Source organism: Stutzerimonas tarimensis (assembly GCF_042648805.1).
In the GTDB taxonomy this organism is placed as follows: Bacteria; Pseudomonadota; Gammaproteobacteria; order Pseudomonadales; family Pseudomonadaceae; genus Azomonas; species Azomonas tarimensis.
This window is the reverse complement of record NZ_JBHRXZ010000002.1, coordinates 177,715-193,282: the sequence shown is the minus strand read 5'-3', so window position 1 is coordinate 193,282 and position 15,568 is coordinate 177,715. Positions and strand designations below refer to the sequence as shown.

General features: G+C 62.8%; 12 protein-coding genes and 1 tRNA gene. 8 read left to right on the top strand and 5 right to left on the bottom strand.

What is annotated here, in order from left to right; genetic code table 11:
* Window positions 1-98 precede the first annotated feature (98 nt).
* Window positions 99-1,403: an MFS transporter gene (locus ACFOMF_RS01820; protein ID WP_386360627.1), complete on the bottom strand. Its 1,305-nt coding sequence runs from the start codon at window positions 1,401-1,403 to the stop codon at window positions 99-101.
* 364 nt (window positions 1,404-1,767) lie between these two features.
* Window positions 1,768-2,886, bottom strand: a complete 1,119-nt coding sequence (locus ACFOMF_RS01815; protein ID WP_386360625.1) for a mechanosensitive ion channel family protein — start codon at window positions 2,884-2,886, stop codon at window positions 1,768-1,770.
* 469 nt (window positions 2,887-3,355) lie between these two features.
* Here ACFOMF_RS01815 and ACFOMF_RS01810 point away from each other — a divergent pair, with 469 nt between their 5' ends.
* A complete protein-coding gene (locus ACFOMF_RS01810) occupies window positions 3,356-3,688 on the top strand; it encodes a hypothetical protein (protein WP_386360623.1) in 333 nt (110 codons plus the stop codon).
* 229 nt (window positions 3,689-3,917) lie between these two features.
* On the opposite strand, the gene ACFOMF_RS01805 is transcribed toward ACFOMF_RS01810, so the two are convergent.
* Window positions 3,918-4,007: transfer RNA gene (locus ACFOMF_RS01805), tRNA-Ser, on the bottom strand.
* 282 nt (window positions 4,008-4,289) lie between these two features.
* Between ACFOMF_RS01805 and ACFOMF_RS01800 the strand changes: the two genes are divergently transcribed.
* Together ACFOMF_RS01800 and ACFOMF_RS01795 are read left to right on the top strand one after the other, a co-directional pair.
* On the top strand, window positions 4,290-5,510 hold the full coding sequence (locus ACFOMF_RS01800; RefSeq protein WP_386360621.1) for an aspartate aminotransferase family protein: 1,221 nt from the start codon (window positions 4,290-4,292) through the stop codon (window positions 5,508-5,510).
* A gap of 10 nt (window positions 5,511-5,520) precedes the next feature.
* Complete coding sequence (locus ACFOMF_RS01795; protein ID WP_386360619.1) at window positions 5,521-5,805, top strand: topoisomerase II; 285 nt, start codon at window positions 5,521-5,523, stop codon at window positions 5,803-5,805.
* A gap of 45 nt (window positions 5,806-5,850) precedes the next feature.
* Here ACFOMF_RS01795 and ACFOMF_RS01790 read toward each other — a convergent pair whose 3' ends face one another.
* Together ACFOMF_RS01790 and ACFOMF_RS01785 are read right to left on the bottom strand one after the other, a co-directional pair.
* Window positions 5,851-6,255, bottom strand: a complete 405-nt coding sequence (locus ACFOMF_RS01790) for a YgaP-like transmembrane domain (RefSeq protein ID WP_386360617.1) — start codon at window positions 6,253-6,255, stop codon at window positions 5,851-5,853.
* Between the two features lie 77 nt (window positions 6,256-6,332).
* A complete protein-coding gene (locus ACFOMF_RS01785; RefSeq protein WP_386360615.1) occupies window positions 6,333-8,375 on the bottom strand; it encodes a S9 family peptidase in 2,043 nt (680 codons plus the stop codon).
* Window positions 8,376-8,583: 208 nt separating this feature from the next.
* Here ACFOMF_RS01785 and fadB point away from each other — a divergent pair, with 208 nt between their 5' ends.
* From fadB to ACFOMF_RS01760, 5 genes are all read left to right on the top strand, one after another.
* Complete coding sequence (gene fadB / locus ACFOMF_RS01780) at window positions 8,584-10,737, top strand: fatty acid oxidation complex subunit alpha FadB (protein ID WP_386360613.1); 2,154 nt, start codon at window positions 8,584-8,586, stop codon at window positions 10,735-10,737.
* Window positions 10,738-10,740: 3 nt separating this feature from the next.
* Entirely contained in the window at window positions 10,741-11,916 is a 1,176-nt protein-coding gene (gene fadA / locus ACFOMF_RS01775) for an acetyl-CoA C-acyltransferase FadA (RefSeq protein ID WP_386360612.1), read from the top strand.
* A gap of 40 nt (window positions 11,917-11,956) precedes the next feature.
* Window positions 11,957-12,184, top strand: coding sequence for a DUF1653 domain-containing protein (locus tag ACFOMF_RS01770; RefSeq protein ID WP_386360610.1), 228 nt, complete (start codon window positions 11,957-11,959; stop codon window positions 12,182-12,184).
* Between the two features lie 119 nt (window positions 12,185-12,303).
* Complete coding sequence (topA, locus tag ACFOMF_RS01765; RefSeq protein WP_386360608.1) at window positions 12,304-14,916, top strand: type I DNA topoisomerase; 2,613 nt, start codon at window positions 12,304-12,306, stop codon at window positions 14,914-14,916.
* A gap of 107 nt (window positions 14,917-15,023) precedes the next feature.
* Complete coding sequence (locus tag ACFOMF_RS01760; protein WP_386360606.1) at window positions 15,024-15,527, top strand: DUF6586 family protein; 504 nt, start codon at window positions 15,024-15,026, stop codon at window positions 15,525-15,527.
* Window positions 15,528-15,568 lie beyond the last annotated feature (41 nt).

Here is a 15,568-nt window from a genome sequence, read left to right as displayed (position 1 = left end):
GACCTGGGCCGACGTGTAACTAATGAAGTTCCAGCCGTGCGATGACGGGCCGGGGCAATCAACCCAAGCTGGCCCGCTTGTGGCGGACCCCGGACGACCTAGGGTTGATTTGCGCGATCTGAAGGCGTGGCGTGTGCCTCCTTGTCAGCGTCTTCCGAACCATGCCCGGAAAGCGGATCGTTGTCGTTTGGAGCGTCCGGCATCAGCTCCAGCACTGTCGGGCTGGTCCGCAGCATAGGCGCAAAGTGCCCATGAGGTTCGGTAATCAGGTCCATGACCCTGCGCGAGCGATAGTAGGAGTACACCGCCAACAGCCCCAGGGTCACCGCGAAGTACAGCGGAAGTGCCCGGGGACCGGCGAGGCTCATCAGGCCACCGGCCAGCAGCGGGCCGATCGCGGCGCCAACACCGTTGACCAGCAGCAGCCCGCTGGAGCCTGAAAGAATCTCGTCAGGGTGCAGTTGGTCGACCATTTGCGCCACGGCAACCGAATAGATCGAGAAGGCCAGGCCGCCCCAGATGAACATCAGCGCAAGCTGGAGGCCGCCGGCCGCCAGCAGGCTGATCACACCGGCGAGGATGGCCGAGAGCATGACGATCCATAGCATCACCAGACGGCGGTCGTGGCTGTCTGAAAACCGGCCGATGGGCCACTGCAGCACTGCGCCACCGACGATGGTGAGGCTCATCATCAAGCCGATACCGGTGGCATCAAAGCCGATCTGGCTCGCATACACGGGGCCAAGCCCCCAGAAGGCGCTCAATGACAGCCCGGACATGCCCGAGGCAGCCAGAGGCAGAGGGGCGATGCGGGCGAGCTGCAACAGGTCGGTTGCCGGAACTTCGGGCAACGTCGGCTGAACCTGGCGGGTCAGGGTGATGGGCATCAGCGCGGCGCAGATGAAGATGCCGGCAAGGGCGAACAGGGTGAAGGTCTCGGGGCTATCGAGACGCAACAACTGCTGGGCGATGGCCAGGGCGCCGAGGTTGACGATCATGTAGACCGCGAACACCTGTCCACGCTTGTTGCCGCTGACGGTGGCGTTCAACCAGCTTTCCACCACCATGTACAGCGTCACCAGAGCCACGCCATAGAGGATGCGCAGGAGCATCCAGACCCATGGATTGATGATCAGCACATGTAGCAGTGTCGCGACCGCTGCCAGGGCTGCGCAGAAGGCGAAGGCACGGATGTAGCCGACCCGGCGGATCAGCGGAGAAGCGGTCCAGGTCCCAAGCAGGTACCCCAGGAAGTAGCCTGACATCATCAGGCCGATCAGCCCGGTGGAGTAGCCTTCAGCGATGCCGCGAAGCGTCAGCAATGTGTTGAGCAGGCCGTGGCCCAGCAGAAGCAAGGCGACTCCGCCAAGCAATGACCCAATGGGGGCTAGTAGTGACCTCATATAACTACCCTGAGCGAATATCGTCCCGATGGCAACCCCGAAATGCCTTCCGGTGCCAGCGCTGTTTGCCTAATTGGCTGATTTAAAAGGAGATTCTTCTAGTCGATTGAAGTGCTGCGAGCGGGGCCGTGCGGCCGCTCAAGGCTCTTTTCGGAGCTTCGAAGGCGTGTCAGTTCAGTGGGCGCCACGGCAGAGGTATCGACCAAGGTGCAATGGGAAGCGAAAGCGGATCTGGACAAACTGATCGCCGTCAACATGATCCTTAGATCAATCGACACCTTTGATCAAGCGGCCCTACCCTGAGCCGCTTTTTTTTTTCGCCCGCGGTTTGCTCGGCGTGGTTAATGCCTGCAGTTGCACCGGGTCATGCCTGAGGCGCGCCCCGACCCTCCGTGGACTGATTGGCCGAAGTCTTCGGCAGTCCGGCAACGCTGATCTCCGGCAGCGTGCCGCCGATGAATTCGACATTTCGCACCGGAAGGGCGAATTTCACATCGATGTCCCGTAGCCCCTGCAGCAGGCCGAGATTGATCTCCTGCTGCACATGCATATAGCGGTTGTAGTCCGAACTCTGCACGATGTGCACCACTTCAAAGGTCAACTGACTGTCGTCGAAGGCCATGAAGTGGGCGCGGTCGAACTTGGTCTCACCTACCGACTCGATCACGCGCTTCACCAGCGCCGATACCTCGCGGACCTTGTCGGTCGGGGTGTCGTAGGTAATGCCGAAGCGGAACACGATACGCCGCGTACCCATGCGCTTGTAGTTGTGAAGGGTCTGGGACTGCAGTGCGGCGTTGGAGCAGACGATCTGCTCTCCGCTGAGGCTGCGGATGCGCGTGGTCTTCAGGCCGATGTGCTCGATGGTGCCGGCGACGTCGCCAAAGACCACGAAGTCGCCGATCTCGAAGGGCTTGTCCAGCCCGATCGACAGCGAGGCGAAGAGATCGCTGAGCAGAGTCTGTACCGCCAACGCGATGGCAATGCCGCCGACCCCCAGGCTGGCGACCATCGCAGTGATGTCCACCCCCAGGTTCGCCAGGATCGACAGCAGCATCATGACCCAGATGAGGATGCGCAGCATGATCCCGACGATGGTCGTGGTAACCGGGTTCCGGGCCTTGCCGTCCAGTGTGAGGCTCTGCATCCAGAGACGTACGGCCATGTCCAGCCAGAGAGCTATCTGGAAGGCGAGGGCGAGAAACCAGGCTTGCGAAAGCGTGGCTTCCCAGCGCGGAGCGAGCTGGACGATCTTCAGACCGATCATCAGTGAGAAGGCCAGCACCAGCAGACGGCTCGTGCCCTGCAGCATTTCTGCAGCGAAACCGTAGGTCCGGCCCTGGGTGCGCTCATGCAGCGCCCGCAGGCGACGAACCGCGATGCGCTGGGCGGCGCATAGCAGCCAGTAGCTCACTAGGGTGATGGTGACCAGGATTGCAAGGTTGGTCCAGAATGACTGATTGATCAGAACATCCCAATTCATGAGTTCTCCTACGATGGCGGCTTTGGTGGCGAGACTAAGGATACGGCATGAATTCGTTAGCGTGCTTGCTGGATTGGTTCCCGCCAATAGCGAGGCAGGCCGAGCGGAGGGTCGGCAATCAGGGTGTCACCAGGGACGCGTTGCGGCTCAGCCGATGAACCGGCTGATATTGGGGAGGATCAGGACCATGGTCGTGGCAAGCAGAATCCATGTCGCCTGACGGATGTGCTTTTTGGTGAACATTGCGAGAGCCTGTAGGGGGCGAGTGAGGCGATTGCCTGGCCGTTTCGGTGGTTGCGGCAGCTGAACGCGCCTCGAAACGGCAGGTAGTCCCTGTGGGAAATGACAAGTCCCAAGCAACTTTCGAGCCGGTGCGCCGCGGGCAAGCGGGTGGACCCAGGCCGACGAGGTGATGAGAGGCTTGGGGATTTTTCGTGTCCACCTGGGTAAGCCCACCCAGGAGTTTGGCATGAAGCACGTTATCTGCATGTCTGGCGTACTGCTTGCTCTGACCATGAACGCGGTCCAGGCCGCTCCCCAAGTCGAGCCTGCCGAATCACGGGAATCCGCGACCCAGAGCGCCCCGGATGATCCTTCCAGAATCGAGCCCGGCGAGCAGCCTGGCGCTCCGCTGTACCCGCACGAACACCCCGACTCGGTGCCGAACGAATCGGGCAGCGGCCTGCGGAATCCGCATTTCGACACCCTGCCCGGCGAGGCGCCGGTTCCTCGCGGTACCACTGATCCAGCCGACCCGGCCCGGCCCACGACGCCGTTGGAACCCGGTTCAACGGTGCGATGAGTGTGGGGAAAAGGAACACTTGGCGTTACATGAGAGACGAATGGCCTGTTGCCGACAGCGCCAAATGGACGGGGGCAGCGTCTGAGAGGTGGTGCTGAGAGGGGGCGGATTTGCCGGAGGTCTTGTCGCGGCCTGGTCTGTACCAGTCCGTTGTACCGATGGCGCGGGAGCGGCTGCCCCTTAAGCGAAAAGCCCCTGAAATCGTCAGATTTCAGGGGCTTTGTAGATCTGGCGGTGAGGGAGGGATTCGAACCCTCGATACGGTTTCCCGTATACACGCTTTCCAGGCGTGCTCCTTCAACCGCTCGGACACCTCACCAGATCCCGTCGGGTGTGTCCCGTCGAGGCGCGCTAATTTATCCGATGAGGCTGGTGAAGGCAAAAGTTTTTTAGCTTTTTCATGCGTTTATCTCAGAGGCGGCGAGTATGGCGGCAAGCGTCACGGGGAGCGCTCGGCCCGGGCGGCGAGTGGTAGGGTTTTTGACGAGATTTCCTGGCGGTAGCGCCGCTGCCGCTGTCGCTGGTTTACACTGCCAGGCGCGCTCCGCAAGGGGTGGAGCGCTTCCATTTCGACAGCGATTCCTCGCAGGAGACCACACGAATGTCTGCTCCGCAGAACCCGGTAGAACGGGCCGATTTCGACAAGGTGATTGTTCCCAGCTACGCACCCGCCGCCTTCATTCCGGTGCGAGGCCAGGGATCTCGCGTGTGGGATCAGAGCGGGCGAGAGTTGGTGGATCTGGCCGGTGGTATTGCGGTGAATTCGCTGGGGCACGCCCATCCGGCGCTGGTGGAGGCCCTGACCGAGCAGGCTGGCAAGCTTTGGCACGTATCCAATGTCTTTACCAATGAGCCAACGCTGCGCCTGGCCAAGAAGCTGACGGCGGCGACCTTCGCCGAGCGCGCCTTTTTCTGCAATTCGGGCGCCGAGGCGAACGAGGCGGCCTTCAAGCTGGCCCGTCGTTATGCTCACAACCTGTTCGGTCCGGAGAAGTGCGAGATCGTCTCGGCACTCAACAGTTTCCATGGTCGAACGCTGTTCACCGTGACGGTGGGTGGCCAGCCCAAGTATTCCGATGGCTTCGGTCCCAAGATTCAGGGCATCCGTCACGTGCCCTACAACGATATCCAGTCGCTTGAAGCCGTTGTCACGGACAAGACCTGCGCTGTGGTGCTCGAGCCGATCCAGGGCGAGGGCGGGGTGCTGCCGGCGGACCAGGCTTATCTCGAGGCGGCTCGCGAGTTGTGCACTCGGCATCGGGCCCTGCTGGTGTTCGACGAAGTGCAGAGCGGCATGGGCCGCACCGGCTCGCTGTTCGCCTACATGGGCTACGGCGTGATCCCTGACATTCTTACCAGCGCCAAGAGCCTGGGGGGTGGGTTTCCCATCGGGGCGATGCTGACCACCGATCGGATCGCCTCGCACCTGAGTGTGGGGACCCACGGGACTACCTACGGCGGCAATCCCCTGGCCTGCGCAGTGGCCGAGCGGGTGCTGGATGTGGTGAACACGCCCGCGGTACTCGAGGGGGTCAAGGCCAAGCATGAGCGCTTTGCTACTCGGCTGGCCGAGATTGGTCAGCGCTACGCTGTGTTCAGCGGAGTTCGCGGTAAAGGCCTGCTCATTGGGGCGGTGCTGGCCGAGGATTTCAAGGGTCGGGCCAAGGATTTCGTCGATGCGGCAGAGCGCGAGGCGCTGATGATCCTGCAGGCGGGACCGGACGTGCTGCGCCTGGCCCCGAGCCTGGTCATCGAGGATGCCGATATCGATGAGGGCATGGCACGCTTTGAGCGGGCAGTCGCCCGTGTCGTACAAGCCTGAGGAGGCTGGCATGGCTGATGAGATGAAAGTGCTGCTGGAAAAAGCCGATGGGTCGCTGGAGGAGATGTCCTGTCAGCGCCTGGCGGTGATCTGGGAGGGCCGCGAGGTCTGGCTGCAACCGGCCGCTGATGCGCAGCTGGTTGTCGGAGTTGAGGACGAAGAAGACAGTGCGGAATATGCCAATCTGGTAGTGCGCCCGTTAGCGGCCAATCTACTCAGCCTGGCGCTGGAGCTCGAACCTGCCGATCTGGTGGAAGAGCATGTCCATGGTCCGGATTGTGGTCACGCGCATTGACCGATCGCCTGACGCAGCGTAACGGCTGCGCCAGGCGAACTGGCTTCAACTGATCGAATTGCCGAGGTTGCTGCGGTCCGGGTTGACGTCCCCCTTGGGATTGGCGCCGGGCAGCGAGCTGTCGAACGGATCTACCTCGATGGCTTCACCCAACGGCACTGGATCATCCGCAAGCGCTGCCGAACGCTGCATGTCGCTCGTGTCGGAAGTGCTGGAGCCGGTCTCCTGTTCCTTTGCCTCTTGCTTCATCCCGGTCAGAACGCGCTTGGCCTCGCAGTGGCCAGTCATGCCACGTGCCAGGGCCATACCTCCGAGGGCCAGTTGCAACAGCCCGCCGATGCCGCCGCGCCTCAGACCCTTGCCCAGGAAGAGAAGGCCGCCGGCAATGGATGCGGTACGTTCCCAGCCGTGGACATTGGGTTCGGTGGCGCTGGAAAAGGGGCTTTTCATGAAGGGTTTCTCCTGTGCTGTCTAGAACCTGACCCTGGGGCCTTGCGGTCCGTTCACTCCGCAGGTCGGAAGGCCTTTTAGTGCGCCATCCCGAATACCTTGAGCAGGAAGGCATACTCCAGCGCCACGTCGTGAAGCGCCTGGTAGCGCCCGCTCATGCCGCCGTGGCCGGCGCCAAACTCGGTCTTGAGCAGCATCAGGCTGTCATTGCTGCGGGTAGCCCTGAGTCGGGCGACCCATTTGGCCGCCTCCCAGTACTGCACCCGGCTGTCGTGATAGCCGGCGACCGCCAGCAAGGCAGGGTAGGGTTGGGGCTTCAGGTTCTCGTAGGGCGCATAGCCGGCGATGCGGGCATGGACCTCCGGCTCGTTCGGATCGCCCCACTCGTCGTACTCAGTCACCGTGAGGGGAAGGTCGGGATTCATCATGGTGTTGAGCACGTCGACGAAGGGCACCTCGGCGATGGCCGCGCCAAACAGGTCAGGCCGCATGTTAAGCACTGCGCCGATCAGCAACCCGCCGGCGCTGCCGCCACTGATGGCGAGTCTGTCCGGAGTACTGAAGCCCTGCTGGATCAGGCATTCGGCGCAGCTGATGAAGTCGCCGAAGGTGTTGCGCTTGTGTTCCAGCTTGCCGGCGCGATACCAGGCCTCGCCCAGATCGCCGCCGCCTCGTACATGCGCAATGGCGAAGATGAAGCCGCGATCCAGCAGTGACAGGCGCGCATGGGAAAACCAGGGGTCAAGGCTATGGCCATAGGCGCCATAACCGTAGAGATAGAGCGGGGCGGGCTGGCCAAAGACTTCGCGCCGTCCGACCAGGCTGATGGGAATCTGCGTGCCGTCCTCGGCAGTGGCCCAGATGCGCTGACTCAGATAGGCCTCGGGGTCGAAGGGGCCTTCGACCGGGGTTTCCTTGAGCACCGACTGAAGGCCATCGGCGAGCACCAACTGGCGCACCTGGGCGGGCCGGTTGAGTGCCTCGTAGCGCAGCCGGATCACCTGGCTGTGAAACTCGAGCCCGCTCTGCACATGCAGGCTGTACACCTGATCTGGCAATTGCACGCGGTAGGGTTCGGCCTTGTCGGGGCGAACCTCGATCACCGCCAGGGCTCCCGATCGCAAGGTCAGGGTGAAAGCGTCGGCGTTGAGATTGACGTCTTCGAGCATCACTGAGGAATCATGGGGGACCAGCAGTTGCCAATGGGCTCGCTGCGGCATCGTCTCGGCCGTCTCATAGAGTGCGAAGTTGATGCCGGCCTGGTTGCTGCGGATGAACCAGCGCCATTGCTGGTCGAGACGACCATGATCGGGGAAATACTCGTGGCCCTCCTCGCGCGGCGCCAGGCAGGTCCACTGGCCTTCTGGCCGGTCGGCTGGCAGCACCCAGGCTTCGCTGGTGGTCTTGCTGTTGGCGAGAATGATCAGCTGCCTTTCCGAGCTGGAGCGATAGCAATGGACGAAGAAACGGCCATCTTCCTCATGAAAGACTTCCGTGCTGCCTGGCTCGCCCAGGCGGTGCCGATGGATGCGGTGTGGGCGGTGGGTTTCGTCCAGTTCGCCGAAGAACAGCGTCTGGCTGTCCGCGGCCCAGGTCATGCTGCCGTCGCAGTCATCGAAGGGCAGCTCGGTCAGCTCGCCGCTGTCCAGCTCCTTGACGAACAGACGATAGATCTCGTCTCCCTGGGTGTCGGTGCTGTAGGCCAGTCGCGCGTGGTCGGGGCTGATGCTGAAGTCTCCCAGTGAAAAGAACCCGCCTGCGGCCAGCTCATTCGGATCGAGCAGAAGCTGTTCGCCGGAGGGGTCCACTTCCAACGAGCCGTCGGCCGGGCGCGGGCAGCGGTAATGGCGGGGGTATTCGTCGCCTGCGGTGGTGCGTCGGTAGTAGAGCCAGGGTCCCCATGGCGTAGGCAGTGAGAGGTCCGTCTCGCGTATGCGCCCCTTGATCTCTTGGAACAATGACTCACGCAGGGGCGCCTGATCGACCATGCAGGCCTCCAGATAGGCGTTCTCGGCCTTGAGGTAGTCGAGCACCTCGGGGCTGTCGCGCTGCTCGAGCCAGTGATAGGGGTCGCGGCGGTCATCGGCGCGGGCGATCGGGGCGGCAGGAAGTGCGGGCATTTGAACTCCAGGCTGGGATGCGTGAGCCAGCGGCTGATCCACCGGGCGCGGCTGAGTGTAAGGCGGCATTGCGCGTATTCGTCAATCTCCCGGCGCGACCGGGCCGGCTATGCTGTGCATACATGGGCCAGCCGTGACTATCCTTGACCCGATTCAGCCCGTCGTCCGACGGCACTGCCGCTGGGCATCCATTCTGGAGATCCGTTTGATGAGTCACCAAGCCATCAAGACCATTGCCCGGGGCAACGGCATCGTCGAGCTTTGTTTCGATCTGCCGGGCGAGTCGGTCAATACCTTTGGACGTCAGGTGCTCGAGGAGTTGCGCCAGGCGGTCGAGACGCTGCGTGGCGATGCCGGCTTGCGTGGCGTTCTGCTCACCAGCGCCAAGGACAACTTCGTGGTGGGCGCGGACATCACCGAGTTTCTCGATGCCTTCAGTCTCCCGGAAGAGCAGCTTCAGGAGAGCACCCTGAGCGTCAATCGGATCTTCTGTGACCTCGAAGACCTGCCGGTGCCTTCGGTGGTGGCGATCAACGGGCTGGCGCTCGGCGGCGGCTTCGAGATCTGCCTGGCCTGTGATTTCCGCGTGATGGCCGAGGGTGCCAGGGTCGGTTTGCCGGAAGTGAAGCTGGGCATCTATCCCGGCTGGGGCGGGACCGTGCGCCTGCCGCGACTGATCGGCGTCGACAATGCGGTGGAGTGGATGGCCGCGGGCAAGGAGCACAGCGCGGAGGCGGCGATGAAGGTCGGCGCGGTCGACGTTGTGGTGCCTGCCGCGTTGCTCGAGAAGGCCGCGCTGGATCTGCTGGCTCGCGCGATTTCCGGCGAGCTGGATCACCAGGCGAGGCGAAAGCCAAAGCTGCAGCGGCTCAAGCTCAACCAGATCGAGCAGATGATGGCCTTCGAGAGCTGCAAGGCAGTGGTTGCTGGCCAGGCCGGGCCGCATTATCCGGCGCCGCTGGCAGCGGTGAAAAGCATGCAGAAGGCCGCTGGCATGGCCCGCGACAAGGCGCTCGCGGTGGAAGCCGAAGGCTTTGCCCGGCTGGCCCGGAGCCCGGTCGCCGCCTGCCTGGTGGGTTTGTTTCTCAACGACCAGGCGCTCAAGCGCAAGGCCAGGGAGCTCGAGCGAGCCGCCTTGCCGATCGACCAGGCCGCAGTGCTTGGTGCCGGCATCATGGGCGGCGGGATTGCCTACCAGTCGGCGAGCAAAGGCATCCCCATTCTGATGAAGGACATTCGCGAGCCGGCGCTCCAGCTTGGTCTGTCGGAGGCGGCGAAGTTGTTGGAAAAGCGCATGGAGAAGGGGCACATGACCACAGCAGACATGGCCCGCGCCATGGGGGCCATCCGCCCGACGCTTTCCTACGGCGATTTCGCTGGGGTCGATATCGTCGTCGAAGCAGTCGTCGAGAATCCCAAGGTCAAGCGCGAGGTGCTGGCGGAGGTCGAGCGTGCCGTCCGTGCCGATGCCATCATCGCCTCGAACACCTCGACCATTTCCATCAATCAACTGGCCGCAGCGCTGCAGCACCCGGAAAATTTCTGCGGCATGCACTTCTTCAATCCGGTGCACATGATGCCGCTGGTGGAAGTGGTCCGCGGCGAGAAGACCAGCGAAACGGCGATCGCCACCACCGTGGCCTACGCCCGCAAGCTGGGCAAGAGTCCGATCGTGGTCAATGACTGTCCGGGGTTTCTGGTCAATCGCATCCTCTTTCCCTATTTCGGTGGCTTTGCCAGGCTGGTGGCGGCAGGGCTGGATATCCAGCGGATCGATATGGTCATGGAGCGTTTCGGCTGGCCGATGGGGCCGGCCTACCTGCTCGATGTGGTGGGCATCGACACCGCCCATCACGCCCGCACGGTAATGGTGGAAGGGTTTCCCGAGCGTATGAGGGACGAGGGGCCCACTGCCATCGATGCGCTCTATCAGGCGCAGCGCCTGGGGCAAAAGAGCGGCGCAGGCTTCTATCGCTACGAAGTCGACAAGCGTGGCAAGCCCAAGCGGGTGGAAGATCCGCTGGTGAAGCCCTTGCTGGAATCGGTGGCCACAGCGCAGCGCGAGCTGACCGACGAAGATATCCTCAACCTGATGATGATTCCCCTGTGCCTGGAAACCGTGCGCTGCCTGGAGGACGGCATCGTCGAAACCGCGGCCGAGGCGGACATGGGGTTGGTCTATGGCATCGGCTTCCCGCCTTTCCGTGGTGGTGCCTTGCGTTATATCGAAGCCATGGGCATCGCCGAATTCGTCGCCTTGGCCGATCGCTACGCCGAATATGGTCCGCTATACCGGCCGACCGCCCAACTGCGCGAAATGGCCGTCCGCGGCCTGCGCTTCTACGGCCAGGAGCAGAAATAAGCCATGAGCCTGAATCCCAGAGATGTCGTCATCGTTGATTTCGCGCGGACCCCCATGGGTCGTGCCAAGGGTGGCATGCACCGTCACACGCGGGCCGAAGACCTGTCGGCCAGGCTCATCGAGGGCATGCTCGAGCGCAATCCCGAAGTCGATCCGGCAGAGATCGAGGATGTGATCTGGGGGTGCGTCAACCAGACCCTCGAGCAGGGCTGGAATATCGCCCGAATGGCCTCGCTGCTGACCAGGATTCCGCACAGCTGCGGCGCCCAGACCGTAAGCCGGCTGTGCGGCTCGTCGATGAGCGCCTTGCATACCGCTGCGCAGGCGATCATGACCGGAAATGGCGATGTGTTCGTCATCGGCGGTGTCGAGCATATGGGGCATCTGGGCATGCTGCACGGGGTCGATCCGAATCCACGGCTCTCGCTGCATGTAGCCAAGGCGTCGGGGATGATGGGCCTGACCGCCGAAATGCTCGGCAAGATGCATGGCATCACCCGCGAACAACAGGACGCCTTCGGTCTGCGCTCGCATCAGCGGGCCTGGCAAGCGACCCAGGAGGGCGCCTTTGCTGACGAGATACTGCCCATGCAGGGTTATGACGAGCAGGGACTGCTCAAGCGCTTCGAAGCGGACGAGACCATCCGCCCGGAAACGACCTTCGAGGGCCTGGCTGCGCTAAAACCGGTATTCGACCCGAAGAACGGCACGGTCACCGCCGGGACCTCGTCGCAGATCACCGATGGCGCCTCCTGCATGCTGGTCATGTCCGGTCAGCGCGCCACGGACCTTGGCCTGGAACCCATGGCGCGTGTGAAGGCAATGGCGATTGCCGGTGTCGATCCGGCGATCATGGGCTATGGTCCGGTACCCGCCACGGCCAAGGCGCTCAAGCGTGCCGGCCTGAGTATGGCCGACATCGATTACCTTGAGCTGAACGAAGCCTTTGCCGCGCAGGCGCTGCCGGTCCTGAAGGACCTCAAGGTGCTCGAGCGGATGGACGAGATGGTCAACCTGCACGGCGGTGCCATAGCCCTCGGTCACCCCTTCGGCTGTTCAGGCGCGCGCATCTGCGGCACCCTGTTGAGCGTGATGAAGCAGCGAGGTGGAACCCTGGGCGTTGCCACGATGTGCATCGGCCTCGGGCAGGGCATCACGACCGTCTTCGAACGAATCTGACCCAATGTCGGGTCGCGGCTTATCGACACAGGTGGACAGCATGCACATCCAACCCGGGCGCTATCGCCATTACAAGGGCCCCGAGTACCGCGTATTTGCCGTGGCGCGGCACTCTGAAACCGAGGAGGACCTGGTGTTCTATCAGGCACTTTACGGCGATTTCGGCCTCTGGGTCAGGCCCCTGGCCATGTTCGCCGAGACGGTGGAAGTGGAGGGCGAGGTGGTGCCGCGCTTTGCCCTTGTCGAGGCGGAACCGAGCCGATTCTAGGCCCTGGCCGCTGCCGCCCGCGCCGGATCCCTGCTTGACCTGACCTCCACGGCCACTATATATAGCGGGGCTTTTGGGCAAGCACGCCCTCTCACTTCGATTCAGGAATTCACCAATCCATGGGTAAATCGCTGGTAATCGTGGAGTCACCGGCCAAGGCCAAGACCATCAACAAGTACCTGGGCAACCAGTACGTGGTGAAGTCGAGTATCGGCCACATCCGCGACCTTCCCACCAGCGGTGCAGCCAGCGGCAAGGAGCCGGTGAAGCGGGGCAAGGCGAGTGCCGAGACCGCTGCGCTGTCGCCCAAGGAGAAAGCCAAGCGCCAGCTGTTCGCCCGAATGGGCGTTGACCCGGAGCATGGCTGGAAAGCCCAGTACGAGATCCTGCCGGGCAAGGAGAAGGTCATCGACGAGCTGCGCCGGCTGGCCGCGGACGCCGATACCATCTATCTTGCGACCGACTTGGACCGTGAAGGGGAGGCCATCGCCTGGCACCTGCGTGAGGCCATCGGTGGCGATGACCAGCGCTACAAGCGCGTGGTGTTCAACGAGATCACCAAGAAGGCGATTCAGGAGGCGTTCGCCCAGCCTGGCGATCTGGACATCGATCGCGTCAACGCGCAACAGGCACGGCGCTTTCTGGATCGGGTGGTCGGCTACATGGTTTCGCCGCTGCTCTGGCAGAAGATCGCCCGCGGTCTTTCTGCCGGCCGGGTGCAGTCGGTGGCGGTCAAGCTGGTGGTTGAGCGGGAGCGTGAGATTCGCGCCTTTGTTCCCGAGGAGTATTGGGAGGTCCATGCCGACCTGGGTACCGCCAAGAAAGCCAAGGTGCGCTTTGAAGTCGCCCGGCAAAACGGGGAAGCCTTCAAGCCGCTGAACGAGGCGCAGGCCACTGCCGCACTGGAGAAACTCAAGGCCGCGAGCTATCAGGTCAGCAAGCGCGAGGACAAGCCCACCAGCAGCAAGCCCTCAGCCCCATTCATCACCTCGACCCTGCAGCAGGCGGCGAGCAACCGCCTGGGCTTCGGCGTGAAAAAGACCATGATGATGGCCCAGCGGCTCTATGAGGCGGGCTACATCACCTACATGCGTACCGACTCGACCAATCTTTCGGGCGATGCCCTGGGCATGGCGCGAGGGTTCATCGAGGACGAATTCGGTACTGAGTACCTGCCGGAAAAGCCGAACTTCTATTCGAGCAAGGAAGGCGCGCAGGAAGCCCACGAAGCCATTCGACCCTCTGACGTCAAGGTGCGTCCGGGGCAGCTGTCTGGCATGGAGCGCGATGCCGAGCGACTGTACGAGCTGATCTGGCGTCAGTTCGTGGCCTGCCAGATGCCTCCGGCGCAGTACCTCTCGACCAGCGTCACGGTCAGTGCGGGCGAATTCGAACTGCGTGCCAAGGGCCGCATCCTCAAATTCGACGGTTATACCCGGGTCATGCCGCAGCAGAGCAAGAGCGGTGACGACGACGTATTGCCGGAGATGAAGCAGGGTGAGGCGATGAGCCTGCTTGCCCTCGACCCCAGTCAGCACTTCACCAAGCCGCCGGCACGCTTCTCCGAGGCCAGCCTGGTCAAGGAGATGGAAAAGCGTGGTATCGGTCGTCCGTCCACCTATGCCGCGATCATCTCGACCATTCAGGATCGTGGCTATGTGTCCCTGCACAATCGGCGCTTCTACGCCGAGAAGATGGGCGAGATCGTCACCGGGCGCCTTTCGGAAAGCTTCAACAACCTCATGGATTACGGTTTCACTGCCTCCATGGAGGAAAACCTGGACGATGTGGCCCAGGGTGAGCGCGACTGGAAGCACCTGCTGGACGAGTTTTACGGCGACTTCAAGAGCAAGCTGGAGCTTGCTTCCGACTCGGCCGAACAGGGCATGCGGGCCAACCAGCCGACGCTGACCGATATTCCCTGCAAGGTCTGCGGGCGGCCGATGATGATTCGCACGGCATCGACCGGCGTGTTTCTGGGTTGCTCCGGCTACAGCCTGCCGCCCAAGGAGCGCTGCAAGTCCACGGTCAATCTGATTCCCGGAGACGAGATCGCCGCCGACGACGAAGGCGAGTCGGAGTCCATGGTGCTGCTGGGCAAGCGCCGCTGTCCGATCTGCGCGGCGGCCATGGACGCTTACCTGGTCGACGAGAACCGCAAGCTGCACATCTGCGGCAACAACCCCGACTGCGCCGGCTATGAGGTCGAGGAAGGGCAGTTCCGTATCAAGGGCTACGAGGGGCCGAGCCTGGAATGCGACAAGTGCGGTAGTCAGATGCAACTGAAGACCGGTCGTTTCGGCAAGTTCTTCGGCTGCACCAACGCCGAGTGCAAGAACACCCGCAAATTGCTGAAAAACGGCGAGCCCGCTCCGCCGAAGATGGACGCGGTGCCGATGCCGGAGCTCAAGTGCGAGAAGGTGGATGACACCTACATCCTGCGTGACGGTGCCTCGGGGCTGTTCCTGGCAGCGAGCAAGTTTCCCAAGAACCGGGAAACCCGCGCGCCGCTGGTCAGTGAGCTTATCCCCCATCGTGACGAGATCGACCCCAAGTACCATTTCCTGCTCGAGGCGCCTCAGCAGGATCCTCAGAGGCGTCCGGCGGTGATCCGCTTCAGTCGAAAGACCAAGGAGCAGTACGTACAGTCCGAGGTGGACGGCAAGCCGAGTGGTTGGAAAGCCTTCTACGATGGCGGCAAGTGGACTGTGACCGACAAGAGCCAGGCCTGACGGCAGTTAAGGGTAGATCGGGACAAGGGCCGTCCGGCCTGCCAGGCTTGATTTGCCCGGCCCGCGCTGCACACTGCTACTGAAACGCTGACCACCCGGAGTCCGCCATGGCCCAAGAGCGCTACACCCGCACCAACCAGAAGATCTTTTTTGCCGGCCTGGCGCTGGACGCCTGGGCAGCGTCGGGCGGGGTGCCAGGACGGATCCAGGCCGAGCAGGAGGCATGCCTTTTCCACCTCTATGGGGCCATGCTCGGGCTTTGTCATGAGGTCACGGGCTTCTACCGCACGCCTCAGGCCGATGCCGGAACGGTCGAGGCGATCCTCAATCGCCCCGTCCTGGACGCCAATCCTACGCCGGAACTGGCCGAGCTGCTGGAGTTGGCCGAAAGCCCTTCTTCCTGGCTTGCCGGTCTGCTCAGGCACTACCACGCGTTGTTCGAGCCGCCACGTGCTCCGGCCAAGGCCAAGCAGGATCCGGGCATGGCCATCATCGATGCCGTCAGCCTCGACGAGAAGCCGACCGAGCTCACCCTGGAGCAACTGCAAGCGTGGCGGGGCGAGCTCAAGGCCCTGGTGCTGCGCTTTCGTGAAAGCATGACCGAGTGGTAGCCCTGCAGGCGGCAGGGATTATTTGCAAAAGCCTGTTCCTG

Excerpts from the sequence above, each read along its gene's own strand:
- ACFOMF_RS01820 (WP_386360627.1), bottom strand. The coding sequence starts at position 1,403 with ATGAGGTCACTACTAGCCCCCATTGGGTCATTGCTTGGCGGAGTCGCC.
- ACFOMF_RS01815 (WP_386360625.1), bottom strand. The coding sequence starts at position 2,886 with ATGAATTGGGATGTTCTGATCAATCAGTCATTCTGGACCAACCTTGCA.
- ACFOMF_RS01810 (WP_386360623.1), top strand. The coding sequence starts at position 3,356 with ATGAAGCACGTTATCTGCATGTCTGGCGTACTGCTTGCTCTGACCATG.
- ACFOMF_RS01800 (WP_386360621.1), top strand. The coding sequence starts at position 4,290 with ATGTCTGCTCCGCAGAACCCGGTAGAACGGGCCGATTTCGACAAGGTG.
- ACFOMF_RS01795 (WP_386360619.1), top strand. The coding sequence starts at position 5,521 with ATGGCTGATGAGATGAAAGTGCTGCTGGAAAAAGCCGATGGGTCGCTG.
- ACFOMF_RS01790 (WP_386360617.1), bottom strand. The coding sequence starts at position 6,255 with ATGAAAAGCCCCTTTTCCAGCGCCACCGAACCCAATGTCCACGGCTGG.
- ACFOMF_RS01785 (WP_386360615.1), bottom strand. The coding sequence starts at position 8,375 with ATGCCCGCACTTCCTGCCGCCCCGATCGCCCGCGCCGATGACCGCCGC.
- fadB (WP_386360613.1), top strand. The coding sequence starts at position 8,584 with ATGAGTCACCAAGCCATCAAGACCATTGCCCGGGGCAACGGCATCGTC.
- fadA (WP_386360612.1), top strand. The coding sequence starts at position 10,741 with ATGAGCCTGAATCCCAGAGATGTCGTCATCGTTGATTTCGCGCGGACC.
- ACFOMF_RS01770 (WP_386360610.1), top strand. The coding sequence starts at position 11,957 with ATGCACATCCAACCCGGGCGCTATCGCCATTACAAGGGCCCCGAGTAC.
- topA (WP_386360608.1), top strand. The coding sequence starts at position 12,304 with ATGGGTAAATCGCTGGTAATCGTGGAGTCACCGGCCAAGGCCAAGACC.
- ACFOMF_RS01760 (WP_386360606.1), top strand. The coding sequence starts at position 15,024 with ATGGCCCAAGAGCGCTACACCCGCACCAACCAGAAGATCTTTTTTGCC.